General features: G+C 62.0%; 9 protein-coding genes. 6 read left to right on the top strand and 3 right to left on the bottom strand.

Annotated elements, in window-relative coordinates:
• Positions 1–98: 98 nt before the first annotated feature.
• Positions 99–860 carry a 4Fe-4S dicluster domain-containing protein gene (locus tag I2E13_RS07940; RefSeq protein WP_117786968.1) on the bottom strand — a complete coding sequence of 254 codons (762 nt, stop codon included), beginning with the start codon at positions 858–860 and terminating at the stop codon, positions 99–101.
• A 621-nt stretch (positions 861–1,481) separates the two neighbouring features.
• Positions 1,482–3,704, bottom strand: coding sequence for a DEAD/DEAH box helicase (locus I2E13_RS07935; protein WP_195404750.1), 2,223 nt, complete (start codon positions 3,702–3,704; stop codon positions 1,482–1,484).
• 599 nt (positions 3,705–4,303) lie between these two features.
• On the opposite strand from I2E13_RS07935, the gene I2E13_RS11220 reads away from it, so the two are divergent.
• From I2E13_RS11220 to I2E13_RS07905, 6 genes are all read left to right on the top strand, one after another.
• Entirely contained in the window at positions 4,304–5,266 is a 963-nt protein-coding gene (locus I2E13_RS11220; RefSeq protein WP_152068322.1) for an FHA domain-containing protein, read from the top strand.
• A gap of 171 nt (positions 5,267–5,437) precedes the next feature.
• Positions 5,438–7,522 carry a protein kinase domain-containing protein gene (locus I2E13_RS07925; protein WP_195404749.1) on the top strand — a complete coding sequence of 695 codons (2,085 nt, stop codon included), beginning with the start codon at positions 5,438–5,440 and terminating at the stop codon, positions 7,520–7,522.
• Positions 7,523–8,012: 490 nt separating this feature from the next.
• Complete coding sequence (locus tag I2E13_RS07920) at positions 8,013–10,352, top strand: heavy metal translocating P-type ATPase (protein WP_195404748.1); 2,340 nt, start codon at positions 8,013–8,015, stop codon at positions 10,350–10,352.
• Between the two features lie 147 nt (positions 10,353–10,499).
• The gene (locus I2E13_RS07915; protein WP_006235338.1) at positions 10,500–10,721 is read left to right on the top strand and encodes a heavy-metal-associated domain-containing protein; all 222 of its coding nucleotides are present in this window, start codon (positions 10,500–10,502) and stop codon (positions 10,719–10,721) included.
• Positions 10,722–10,769: 48 nt separating this feature from the next.
• Positions 10,770–11,042 (top strand): metal-sensing transcriptional repressor, encoded by a 273-nt coding sequence (locus tag I2E13_RS07910; protein WP_055285698.1) that lies wholly within the window; start codon positions 10,770–10,772, stop codon positions 11,040–11,042.
• A 146-nt stretch (positions 11,043–11,188) separates the two neighbouring features.
• Complete coding sequence (locus I2E13_RS07905; RefSeq protein WP_117716904.1) at positions 11,189–11,662, top strand: hypothetical protein; 474 nt, start codon at positions 11,189–11,191, stop codon at positions 11,660–11,662.
• Positions 11,663–11,795: 133 nt separating this feature from the next.
• On the opposite strand, the gene I2E13_RS07900 is transcribed toward I2E13_RS07905, so the two are convergent.
• Positions 11,796–13,166, bottom strand: a complete 1,371-nt coding sequence (locus tag I2E13_RS07900) for an amidohydrolase family protein (protein ID WP_229057891.1) — start codon at positions 13,164–13,166, stop codon at positions 11,796–11,798.

Genomic DNA, 13,166 nt, shown 5'->3' with positions numbered 1-13,166 from the left:
ACTCGGGGACACTCCTCACTCTGGTGCATTGGGGACAGGTTTGTTTGCACCAGGTTGGTGCAGATTAACCTGGCCCCATTGCACCAATTTCGTATGCGCTAGACAAAGAGCTCGCATTCCTTCCGCACGACGCAAACCTTGCTCAGCATCTGGGAAACAGCGGATAGCTTGTTGGGATCAAGCTTACGAGCGCCTCGCGGGCATACGGCAATGCAGCGCATGCAGGAGATGCACGCCTCGCCAGCTGCTCGTTTGGGGTCACCCTTGTCGATAGCACAAACGGGGCACGCCGCGGCGCATGCACCGCAGGAGACGCAATCCTCTGTTGCCTCAGGTGCCATGCGGTGACCTCTGGCTTGTTTATAAGGACGATTGCCGGGAATAGAGGGCTCGGATGTATCCTCAGCCAACAGCTTTTGCTGAATTTGCTGCGCAAACTCTGCGAGCTGCGCCGCATCCTGCGCATCCGGACGACCGGCAGCAAACTGTCGCGCAATGGAATGTTCTGCAATGGCTGCAACTGCCGCGATTACCCGGAATCCCGCATGCTTCGCAACGTCCTCCAGCTCCACGAGCGTGTCCTCAAACGCGCGGTTTCCGTAGACGCACACCAGAACGGCCCGCGCTCCGTTGCCGTGAACCATGTTCAGTCGGTCGACCGCCACGGCAGGGACTCTGCCGGCATACGCTGGCACGGAGATAACAGCCACGTCGTCCTTCGTCATCGAGACCTCGTGGAAATCCAACCCGCTATCGGTCAGATCGACGGTAACGGTCTTTTTGTCCAGCGCTCCAGCCACAAGGCCAGACACCTTCTGCGTTCCACCCGTCGGACTAAACACAATTTCGAATACGCTCATCTAGACACCCTCCCCCTACGCCTGGCAACGCGTCAAGCCGTTTTCACATCCAGCCAGAGTATACGGCACGTAGGGTCCCCGTTTTAATGCACCAAGCACCCCAATGCACCCACCCTACGCTGTCTGCCTCTCCGTTTTGTATAAATTACGGTACAGATTGTATATATTTACGGGATACCGCCGTGTTCTCCCGAGGTACCCCATCCTGGCCCGTGCAAAAAACGGAGTATTCTGCAACGTGACCGCGCCAGCACCGCCGCGGGTGGGCAAAACTGTAGGGCGCCGTATCATTTTAAGTCCCGACATGGCTAGAATAACGCGTCCCTGCTCCGGAAAACGGCGAAATCTGGCTCAAAACGCTCGCTAGGGATATCCGAAGACCACCGTTGGCGACGTCGAATCATATGCAGACAACTCGAACTACAGAATACTCCAAAAAATGCACGGCGCACCCCATGGGACCCATTGCCGCATGGCAGGAAACAGGCCCACGGCATCCTCTAGATGCATTCCCGAGGAAATCACATTTGAACTAGCGATCGGATACGGCAAACAAAAAGGGCCCCGAGCGTAGTTGCTCAGGGCCCTTGGTTCACCTCGCTCTAGTGGGCGATGCGTATGCTATTTGCGCTTGCCGCCGCCGTCACCGGGACGACGGGAGCTGCCGCCGCGCTTGCCGCCACGGCTGTTGCCATAGCTGCCACGGTTATCGCGACCGCCGGCGCGGCCGCCGCGGGAGCCGGCCTGGTTGCCGCCACGCCCGCCACGATAGCCGCCACGACGCTCCTCGCGGGTATCGTCGTAGTTGCGCCAGTCATCGCGACGATCGCGCGACTCGTTAGAACGGCCAGCGCCGCTGCGGCCGCCATTGCCGCGAGCACCCTCGCGACGCTCGCCGCCGCGGCTACCGCGCTCTTCAAAGCACTTGCCGCCACGGGACTCACCGCCACGGGCACCTCGCTCACCGCGACCCTCGCCGCCGCGACGCTTATCACGGCCACCGCGCTCGTCATCGCGACCGGAACGACGACGGTCGCCCGAGCCGCGCTTGCCGCCACGCGAGCCACGGCCCTCGTCCTCGCGCTCGACACGACGACGGCCACCGCGGTCCTCGTCCTCGCGGCGACGGCGATGCGCCTCGCCCTGGAACTGCTTGGCACGACGCTCGGCACGGTTACCGCGCGGGGCCTGCTCGACGGCGGCAGCACCGCCGCGCTCCTCGGCAGCCACCTCGCGGGCCACGCTCTCAACAGCCTCGTCCACGCGAGCCTGAACGCCCTCGCGCACGCGGGTCTTGCCGCCGCGCTTGGGACGGCTCGGACGCTCGCCGTCGCCGCGGCGCTCGTCGCGACCGCGGTTGGAACGACCAGCCACGTCGCCGTAATCGTCGCCGTTGCGCTTGCCGTCGCGACGCGCTTGCTCGAGTTTCTTCTTGCTCTTGGACTTGCCGCGCTTGGTCTTCTTCTTCACCTTAAAGGCGGCAGGATCGCGCTCGGGGTCAACGGCGGGCAGGTTGGGACCCACGTGCAGGTCGCCCGCTTCGTAAATATCGGCCGTCTTGTCCATGAGCTTCTCAATCTCGTAGAACTCGTCGACGTCCTGCTCGGTCACAAACGTAATGGCCCAGCCCAGCTCGCCGGCGCGGCCCGTACGGCCAATGCGGTGGATATAGTCGGTCGGCTCGGCCGGCACGTCGAAGTTCACGACGTAGCGCACGTCGCTAATGTCGATGCCGCGGGCGAGAACATCGGTTGCCACCAGCACGTCGACGGTGCCGTCGCGGAAGGCAGAAAGCGCGCGCTCGCGCTGGGCCTGGCTGCGGTTGCCGTGAATCGCGGCGGCCTTGATACCCTTGCGCTCAAGGCGACGGCAGCAGCTGTCGGCGCGGTGCTTGGTGCGCATAAAGACGATGGTGCGCTCCGGGCCCTCCTTTTTGAGGAACTCAGGCAGCAGGTTGTTCTTTGCCTCGATGGACACCGGGAACACAAACTGATCGACGGTGTCGGCGGTCGACGTGGCCGGCGCGATCTCCACGCGGGCCGGGTCGCTCACCAGGTCGGTGATCTCGCCCACGGCCTCCTCGTCGAGCGTCGCCGAGAACAGCAGCGTCTGGCGCTCGGCCGGCGTCTCGCGCACAATGCGGCGGACGGCGGGCAAAAAGCCCATGTCGAGCATGCGATCGGCCTCGTCGAGCACCAGCACCTTGACCTCGTCCAGGTGGCAGGCACCCTGCTCGATCAGATCGACCAGACGGCCCGGCGTGGCGACCAGGATGTCGCAACCGTACTTGAGGGCAGCGGTCTGGGGCTTGTAGCTCACGCCGCCCACGACGGTCACGGCAACATGGCCGGTGACGTCGGCGATTTTGCTCGCGACCTCGTCGATCTGCTGGGCAAGCTCGCGCGTAGGGGTGATGACGAGCATCACGGGGCCGCGGCCGTTGCCCTCGGGCTTCTTGGCACCGCGACGGCGGTTGCGGCCGCCGCGCTCACGCACGGGCTTGGGCGGAGCGATGTGCTCCAGGTTGTTCATGGTCGGCAGCAAAAAGGCAGCCGTCTTGCCGGTGCCGGTCTGAGCGGCGGCAAGCAGGTCGCGGCCTTCGAGCACCACGGGGATCGAGCCGGCCTGAACGGGCGTCGGCGCCGTGTAGCCCAGGTTCTCGATAGCACGAAGTATCTCGTCCGAAAGTCCCAGCTCGTCAAAGGCGGGCAGGTTCTCGGTAGCGGACTCGACGGCCTGGGCAGCATTGGCCTCATCGGCGGCATCGAAAGCAGCCTGGGTCATGGCCTCACGGGTCTCGTCCAGGATCTCGGCGTCGGTGACGTCGGATACAGAATTACGCATATGTTGTTGTTCCTTATCTGCACGCGCAATGGGCGCGGCATGCGGCCGCGCGGGCGTGCTTGGTAGTGCGCTAATACATACAAAAACGGGTGCGCACAGAGAGGACGTTGCTCAGCACGCTGGCGATCGCTTTGGCAGCCTTATCACGCGCCGTCCAGACGCAGCAGCTCTAAGCGATGGAGCAGATTCGCCGCTGGTTAGTATACCCGTGCATCGCATGCCCCCACGTAAACCACAGATGACGAGGTGGACGAGGCGGGCTCGAGGTGGGCCCGGCCGATTGTCTCAATCTGTAACATCTACAGGGCAAATCTTCCTCTACGTGTTACAGATTGAGACAAACGGTCGACACGGTTCACAAACGTCTCAATCTGTAACAGTTACCGAGTAAAATCGGTCCTAATTGTTATAGATCAAGACAGAGGGGGATTTCCGTCCAGTCCAAACCAAATCTCTCAGGCTTCCTGCAATTTTGAACATGTGGCCTATAATGTTGCTTTGGTTACGCTATATATTGCGCAGCCATTTAATACGTCGCCCACCGGGGGCCATTAATTCCTATCGCCATATTGGCTAGGAAGCAATCAAAGGAGGTATCCGTGGCAGCAGAGACGCCTTGCTCGGTCCTCTATAACGATATTCGCTCGTTCGGCGGTCTTAAACATCTCGAGATCGCCCGAATGCTCATCAATGGAAACTCTTATCTCGGCAGTACCCTGCTCGAGAAATGCTCTTCCAACCGCTCGTATCTCACCCGTTACATCGTCCATCGCAAGCCTGACCAGTGCGCGCCCGCCATCTACAGCGACTTTACCGTCACCACGCTCAACCTTTCCGCGGCAATCTGCAGCAAGCTCGGCGGCGGCGAGTCCGCCTATCAGGCAATCGCCGAGCACTATCGCGGTCCGGCCGCCAACGAAATGATGTCGGCTCTCGCCAGCTACAAGCTGGACAGCCGCCTATATGCAAATGCCCTCAATCGCATCGACAACTTTGACGGCAATGCCGTGCGCGAAAAAAGCACGCTCTTCTTGATGCTCTTTGTGGCAACGGGGGCGCTCGCCGATCCCGTTCAGGGCGTGGCCACCGTCGAGCGCTTTTGCGACAGCAAGACGGGCGGGCACTTTGGCACCACCGAAACTACCGTCGGACGTGGCTTTATGAGCAGCCTGGAGCAGCCGCACACCGTCGCTCCCAACCTCGGCCTGCTCAGAACCCATGCCGACAACTGCGCCGACATGCAAATCCATCCCCTCACACGCGATCCGCGCGGCACCGTGATTGGTTCTTTGCCCAAAACCTCGCCCAGCATCACCGATGTAGGCGCCGACGCCTCGCGCGAGCATCTTCGTATTTGGCTCGAGGGTGAGCACTGGTACGCCCAGGGCCTTGGATCGACCAACGGCACAGTGCTCGAATCGGGCGCGGGCGACGGCGATATTGTGATTGAGCCGCCGCGCGACCAACGCGAGCCCGGCAAAGTCTATCCCCCCGTGGAAATCGCCAACAGTGACAGGCTCCATCTGGGTCTCTACACGACATTCCTTGTCATTGTGGACTAGCACGGACGGCGATCGGAAGACGGTCGCCGTCCGTCTTTCGTCTTCTACCTTCTGCGTCGTAAACGACAATACTCAGCGGTACACGTGAGCAGTGCGGCTATCATGGTACTTTACCGATATCCGCACTGCTCACGTGTACGCGCGGCAACCCATGCCAGACAAAGGAACGCCATGGATACTACCAATAGCGCCTATGGCGACAAACTCATCCGTCTCGATACGTTCGACACCGCCGTGGCGGTCGACCCCAGCGCCGAGGACGACGCCAAGCGTCGGTTTATGACGCTTATTCTCCAGACGGCCCACCGCAACAACGGCAACATCGGGCACGTGCTGCGCGCGACCAACACGAGCGGCGAGGTCTTTGCCGTCAAGCTACTCAAGGACAACGCCATCCTTTCCGGCCAAGCCCCCGACCGCTCCGCCGAGCAATCGGCCGCGCACCTGGCCAACACCGCTGCGCTGTTCGAGGAGTACCGTCATCTGTGTACCGTCTCGCACCTGCGCGGATTTCCGCGCGTCTATGGCTACGGATCGTGCGAGGACGACCCGCTCATCCTCATGGAGTGGGTCGAGGGCACCTCACTCAAGCAGGCGCTGCCCCTGCTTCCGCACGACGCCTCGGGCGGGCTGACCACCCAGATGGTCGCCGCTGTCGGAAACGCCGTGCTTCGTGCGCTCTTGATGACCCAAGGCCTCGTGAATCCGGTCATCCATCGCGACCTGTCGCCTGCCAATATCATGTTCCGCACCACCAGCCGAACGCTCGAGCAGCAGATTGCTGATTGTTCCTTTGACCCCTGCCTCATCGACATGGGCTCCGCGACCATGGCTCTCGGCGACGACACGATCACCCGGCGCGCCGACATCTGGCGCTTTGCCACGCCCGCATACGCCGCGCCCGAGATGCTCACGCAGGATATCGAAGGCATCGCGGCCCTTCGCCGTTCGCCGGCAATCGACGTCTATGCGCTTTCGAGCATTCTGTACCAGCTCTACAGCGGTCGCAAACCGTTTGACTTTGAGTCGACGGACGCCGCTGCAACCGGCTCGTTCTATCTCGTAAAGACCAAGACCAAGCCGGCACCGCTCGAGCCGCGCTGCGAGGACGATGAAGCGCTCGTCCAGATCATCATGAAAGGCATCTCGGTCGAACAGGGCAATCGCCCCACCGAGCAGCAGATGCTCGAGGCGCTCTCGGCATACCTCCCCGCTGCAGAATCTGAGGACCGCGAGGGTGCAGGAGACGAGGCCGCAATTGATATCGATTCTGGCACGCACCTTAAGGTCGACGTCGCCGGCGAGCGCGCACGAGAGATCCTGGAGCAGGCCCGTCACGATGCCATGACCCGCCGCCGCTTTGTCATCGGCGGCGTCGTTGCAGCCGTTGCGGGGCTCGGCGTTATCGGGGCGGCAACCCATGGCTTTGGCATCCCCGACTACCTGGACGGCATCCGCGGTTCGCTTGACGACTACACCTGGGCTCAGCTGCAGGAGATTTCGCTCAAGATTAAGGCCGCCGAGACCCGTAGCGAGGCACGCGAGATTGCCAAGCGCTACCACCTGCTCGACGTTGACGGGCATATCCCCTATCCGTGCACCAAACGTGTGAAGCTCGCCAACGGGCTGGAGGTCGGCGCTCAGCTTGTGGGCATCCGTCACGATGAGCTTCTGGACGGGACGGGCAAGGCCGGGCTGACGTTTATGTTCGACGCGGGTATTGCCGAGCGCGATGCTGCGACTGAACCGCCGAGCGCCGGCTGGGCAGATTGCGAGCTGCGGGAATGGCTCGACGGCGACGGCCTTAAGCTGCTGCCCAACGAGTTGCGCGCGCTCATCAAATCTGTCAAAAAGGTCTCGAATAACGTTGGCGCCGCCAACAGTGCATCGTGTCTGAGCGAGCTGCCCGCAACCCTTTGGCTGCCCGCCATGGTCGAGCTGTGCGGTACGCAACCGCCCGATTCGTTTGCCGAGGGCTATCACTACCTGGCAGACATCTACAACGGCGAGGGCAAGGAGTATCAGCTCTTCCGCGAGCTCAAGGTGAGCCCGTATTCCACGAACGAGACGATGGTCCGCCAGTGGAAGGGCAAGGACACCTGCTGGTGGGAGCGCACGGTGAGCCCTGACACATCGGAGAGTGGAGGCACACTCTATTTGAATCGCGTGGGACACGACGGCGACGTCTTTACGTACGCAACGCCTGCGGACAAGCCAAATAAGCGAACCTGTGTGATCCCCGGGTTCTGTATCTAGGCGGCGGGCGTCTTGCCGTGACGGGACCCCTCCCCGGCAATTGTCTCGATCTGTAACACCAGCTCGGCAGATACAGGTCTAGATGTTACAGAACGAGACAAAACCCCAGCCCCGCGAGACAACATCTCAATCTGTAACAGTAAGGGGTTAAAACTTCTCTAGATGTTACAGATCGAGACATTGAGTTTCCTGCCAACTGTTTGTCTTGATCTGTAACAAATACTCGGTAAAACGGGGTCTAGATGTTACAGATCGAGACGTTAGTTTTCGGCTGAAATGTTTGTCTAAATCTGTAACAGTTACGGCTCAACGACTGGACCAGATGTTACAGATTGAGATGATTGGTTGGGACGGCCACCGATTGAGCAGCCACCCTCATCTGTAATGAAAAGTCATACATTCCAACCATTACTGGACACCCCCAGGGGGTATGGGTGTATAGTATCAGCAGGTTAACAATTCCAACAGCGAACCACAGAAAGGAGAAGCCATGGCTCAAGATAAGTTCGACGTGGGTGGCATGACATGCGCCGCCTGCCAGGCGCACGTGGATCGTGCCGTGAGCAAGCTCGACGGCGTCGAGAGCGTCGCGGTCAATCTGCTCGCCGGCTCTATGCTGGTGGACTACGACCCCGCGCAGATCACCCCCGACGACATCTGCACCGCCGTCGATCGCGCTGGCTACTCGGCCTCACCCGTCAGCACGGACACCGACGCCGCCCAAAGCGGCAGTACGCAAGCCAGGTCCGGCGCCGCCCATATGGAGTCGCCCACCAAAAAACTGGAGGCCGCCGCCTCTGCCATGCGCACTCGTCTCATCGTCTCGATCGTATTCCTCATCCCACTGTTCTACATAGGCATGGGGCACATGCTCGGCTGGCCGCTGCCCGGCGTCTTCACCGACCACACCCACAGTATGACGCTCGCCCTCACCGAGCTCGTCCTACTCATCCCCATCGTCTATGTCAACGACGCGTACTTTATCAACGGGTTTAAATCGCTCGCGCACGGCGCGCCCACCATGGACGCCCTTATTGCCGTGGGCGCCACCGCTTCCGTCGCCTGGTCGTTCTATGCCATGTTTATCATGGCCGACCAGCTGGCCGCCGGGCAAATCCACGAGGCCATGATGACGAGCATGGGCAACCTGTATTTTGAGAGTGCGGGCACGATCCTGTCGCTCGTCACCGTGGGCAAATACCTCGAGACACGCAGCAAATCCAAGACTGGCGGCGCCATCGAGGCGCTCATCGACCTGGCGCCCAAGAGCGCGACCGTCGTGGCAGAGGACGGCGCCGAGACCACCGTCGACGTCGACAGCATCCTTCCCGGCCAGGTCCTGCGCGTACGCCCCGGAGAGTCCATCCCCGTCGATGGCGTGGTGCTCGAGGGCAGCTCGGCCGTGGACGAGAGCGCGCTCACCGGCGAGTCCATCCCCGTGGAAAAGACCGCCGGCGACACTGTCAACGCGGCCACGGTCAACCGCACGGGCTCGTTTACCTTCCGCGCCACGCGTGTGGGCGCCGACACGTCGCTCGCCAAGATTATCCAGCTCGTCGAGGACGCCAACGCCACCAAGGCGCCCATCGCCCGCATGGCCGACAAGGTCGCCGGCGTGTTCGTGCCCGTGGTGTTTGTAATCTCGGTCGTGACCTTTGTAGTGTGGATGGCACTGACCGGCAGCATGAACGAGGCGCTCACCTCCGCCGTGGCCGTGCTGGTGATCAGCTGCCCGTGCGCACTGGGTCTGGCCACGCCCGTCGCCATTATGGTGGGTACCGGCAAGGGCGCCGAGATGGGCATTCTGTTCAAGAGTGCCGAGGCGCTGGAGAATCTGCGCAGTGTGGGCACCGTGGTGCTCGACAAGACGGGCACGGTCACCCGCGGCAAGCCTGCCGTGACCGATATCGTAGTAGCCACGCGCGCTGACGGCTCGCCCGCCATGAGCGAAAAGTCGCTGCTCAAGCTGGCCGCCGCGTTGGAGCGCTCGAGCGAGCACCCGCTGGCCGAGGCGATTATGGCCGAGTGCGAGGCACGCGGAATTGTCGCGCGCATGGTCGAGGACTTTGCCGCCGTGCCCGGTCGTGGCGTAACGGCGCGCGAGGGGCAGAATGTCATCGCCGCCGGCAACGTACGCCTGATGAACGAGTTGGGCGTTACCGTGCCCGCGGGTCTTACCGAGCAATTTGCCGCCGAGGGCAAAACACCGCTGTTCTTTGCCAAGAACAGCGAGCTTACCGGCACCATTGCCGTGGCTGACGAGGTCAAGGAGACGAGCGCCGGGGCCATTTCCGCGCTCCGCTCGCTTGGCGTCGACGTGCGCATGCTCACCGGCGACAACCGCGTGACGGCCGAAGCAATCGCCCGCCGCGTGGGACTCACCAGCGAACAGGTCATCGCCGACGTCCTCCCCGCCGACAAAGAACGCCACGTGCGCGAACTGCAGGATGCGGGCGGCAAGGTCGCCATGGTGGGCGACGGCATCAACGACTCCCCCGCCCTGGCGCGCGCCGACGTGGGCCTTGCGATCGGCACCGGCGCCGACATCGCCAAAGAAGGGGCAGATGTGGTGCTCATGCGTAGCGACCTCATGGATGTTGCGCGCGCCATCGAGCTTTCGCGCGCCACGATCCGCAACATCAAGCAGGACCTGTTCTGGGCGCTGTTCTACAACGGCATCGGCATTCCGCTGGCGGCGGGCGTGTTCTTCCCGCTCACCGGATGGCAGCTCTCGCCGATGTTCGGCGCCGCGGCCATGAGCCTGTCGAGCGTATGCGTCGTAAGCAATGCGCTGCGCCTGCGAACCTTTAAGCCTAAAGTGGCAAAATAGGCTCACTATTACGTCCATTTAGAACGGGTTTTCCAGGTGCCAGAGATTGACCTGAAAGAGGAGCGACGCGTACTTTGGTACGCGAGCGACGGCTTGAAGGTCAAGGTCGGGTGCCTGGGAAAGCCGACACAGCAGAGAGGAATACCCATGCGTTACACAATCAAGACTTCCGGCCTCATGTGCGGCCACTGCGACGCCACCGTCGAGACGGCGTTGCTCAACGTTGCCGGCGTGACCGACGCCGACGCCGATCACGAGACCCAGACCGTCCAGGTTGAGTGCGCCGACACCGTGACCGCCGAGCAGCTCGCTGCCGCCGTCGAGGGCGCCGGCGAGAAGTTCCACGCCCTGTCCGTGACCGCCGCGTAGCAGCTACCAGAAGCATTCGACCCCATCGACCAGAAACGAGGACCCGCCATGATGGCAGACCACAAATCGGTGACCCGCATGCTCAAGACGGCACGCGGCCAGATCGACGGCATCTTGCGGATGGTCGATGAGGACCGCTACTGCGTCGATATTTCCACGCAGCTCATGGCAACGCAGGCGCTCATTGCGCGCATCAACGCCGATGTGCTCAAGGCGCATATCGAGGGCTGCGTGACTTCGGCAATCGAATCGGGCGACGAAGACCTCAAAGCCGCCAAGCTCGCCGAGATCGAACGCGTCGTCGACAAGCTCTCCAAGTAATTGGGGCATTGGGGACGGACTGCTTTGCACCTTCTTGGTGCATCGGGGACAGGTATGTTTGCACCACCTTGGTGCAGATTGACCTGTCCCCCTTGCTCTAAATCGGGTATAAAGGCGTGCAGCATATCGAACGAAAGGCAATTTGCATGAATGACTTTATGAAGGGCCGCAATGGCGCCGATGAGCTCACCATCGTTATGGGCTTTGTCGGCATCGTCATCGCGATGATCGGATCGATAGCCCATATCCAGTGGCTCAGCTGGATTGCCATCGCCGTAATCGTGATTGGCGTGCTGCGCGGCCTGTCCAAAAACATCGACGCACGTCGCAAGGAAAACGCGGCCTTTGTCGCCGCGACCGCTAACGTCCCCGGCCTGGGCAAGTTCGTAGCGAGCTTGGGTAGCGGCGCCGCGGCTGCCAACGCCTCGCGCACGGCCGGTACCAGCAAGGAAGACTTTGAGCGTGCCAAGCGCACGGCCAAGAAGATGTGGAAGGGTCGCAAGACCACGGCATACCTCAAGTGCCCCAACTGCGGCCAGATGCTCTCCGTCCCCAAGGGCAAAGGCAAGATCCGCGTCACCTGCCCCAAGTGCCACGCCAAGATGGAAACCCGCTCCTAGCGCCCGCACGCGGGACAAATTAATCAGGTTTGTTTGTCCCAAATCTTAAGTATTTGTTCGATAAAAAAGCCGAGGCCTCGTGTTGAGACCTCGGCTTTTTGCATGCGGCAACGGAGCTGCCCCTTTGTCACATCTACGCCACACCGTCGCGGGCCAGCTCCTCAGCCAGCGCTTCGGCAGGCATGGCCATAATCGCGTCGAGCTCGGCGTCCACCTCGGGAATACGCTTCACCTTGAGCTTGCGTACCAGATCACCGCGACACATCACATGCGTCGGCTCACGCAGAGCGCACAGGTCATCGAGCGGATTCTTGCGCGTCACCAGGATATCGGCGGCCTTGCCGCACTCGATCGTACCGGTCTCGCCGCCCAGCCCCAGCAGCTCGGCGTTGACTTGCGTAGCCGTATGCAGCGCGAAGGCGTTGCTCACACCGACATACTTGGCAAAATAGGCAACCTCACGCCACATGTCGTACTGCGTCACGAACGGGCAGCTTGAGTCCGTGCCCAGGCCCACCTTAATGCCAGCTTCCAGTGCGGCACGGGCGCTCTCGATGATGCCCGAGCACACGATGTCGCCGTTCTTCTTTTGTGTATCGGTCGAATGGGTCTTTTCCGGGTCGAGCAATACAAACGGCAGCGCCGGGCTGATCGTGCAGGTCACGCTCGGCGCGCGTCCCTCGAGCTGTGTGCCCGCGGCGCCGCGATACAGCTCCAGGATCTCGGGCGTCATCGGGGCACCGTGCTCGATCGTGTCGACCCCGGCCTCAAGCGCGGCCTTCACGCCCTCGGTGCTCTCGACATGAGCCATAACCGGCAGACCCACCTCGTGCGCCGCCTTGCACGCCGCCGCGGCAACCTCCACCGGCATACGCAGCACGCCCGGCTCGCCCACCTCGGTCGCATCGAACACACCGCCCGTTACGAACAGCTTAATGACATCGGCACCGCGCGCATACAGATCGCGCACCTGCTCGGCTGCCTCGACGGGGCTGTTGGCCACCTGGGCGAACAAGCCCGCGCCATGGCCGCCCGGCACCGTGACGCCCGTTCCCGGCGCTACCAGGCGCGGACCCTGATACTTGCCGGCGTCGATAGCGTCGCGCACGGCAATGTCGGCAAACAACGGGTCGCCCGCGCCGCGCACCGTGGTCACGCCGCTTGCCAGCTGCTGCTGGGCACTGCCCTTGAGGATGCGGCGGACGATGGCACGGCCCACGGGATTATCGAGTTTCTTCATCAGCGCTCCCGCATCGCCGGCCGAGACAGGCTTGCCCGAACCGCACAGGTGCACGTGCATATTGATGAGACCGGGCATGAGATACGCACCACCCAGGTCGATAACCTCGGCACCTGCAGGCGCCTGTGCCACAGCACTCGGCCCCATCCAGGTGATGACGCCGCGCTCAACAGTCACGGCCATATCGGGTTGCGGCTCCATATGTTCCGAACCATCCAGAATGGTCGCATTGATAAACAACGTAGAACGATCGGCAGATGCCAT

It is taken from the genome of Collinsella aerofaciens (genome assembly GCF_015554145.1).
Lineage (GTDB): Bacteria > Actinomycetota > Coriobacteriia > Coriobacteriales > Coriobacteriaceae > Collinsella > Collinsella aerofaciens_AA.
This window is presented reverse-complemented; position numbering and strand designations above follow the sequence as displayed.

What these genes read in the sequence shown, in the direction of transcription:
- I2E13_RS07940 (WP_117786968.1), bottom strand. Translation starts at nt 860, where the DNA reads ATGAGCGTATTCGAAATTGTGTTTAGTCCGACGGGTGGAACGCAGAAG.
- I2E13_RS07935 (WP_195404750.1), bottom strand. Translation starts at nt 3,704, where the DNA reads ATGCGTAATTCTGTATCCGACGTCACCGACGCCGAGATCCTGGACGAG.
- I2E13_RS07925 (WP_195404749.1), top strand. Translation starts at nt 5,438, where the DNA reads ATGGATACTACCAATAGCGCCTATGGCGACAAACTCATCCGTCTCGAT.
- I2E13_RS07920 (WP_195404748.1), top strand. Translation starts at nt 8,013, where the DNA reads ATGGCTCAAGATAAGTTCGACGTGGGTGGCATGACATGCGCCGCCTGC.
- I2E13_RS07915 (WP_006235338.1), top strand. Translation starts at nt 10,500, where the DNA reads ATGCGTTACACAATCAAGACTTCCGGCCTCATGTGCGGCCACTGCGAC.
- I2E13_RS07910 (WP_055285698.1), top strand. Translation starts at nt 10,770, where the DNA reads ATGATGGCAGACCACAAATCGGTGACCCGCATGCTCAAGACGGCACGC.
- I2E13_RS07905 (WP_117716904.1), top strand. Translation starts at nt 11,189, where the DNA reads ATGAATGACTTTATGAAGGGCCGCAATGGCGCCGATGAGCTCACCATC.
- I2E13_RS07900 (WP_229057891.1), bottom strand. Translation starts at nt 13,166, where the DNA reads ATGGCATCTGCCGATCGTTCTACGTTGTTTATCAATGCGACCATTCTG.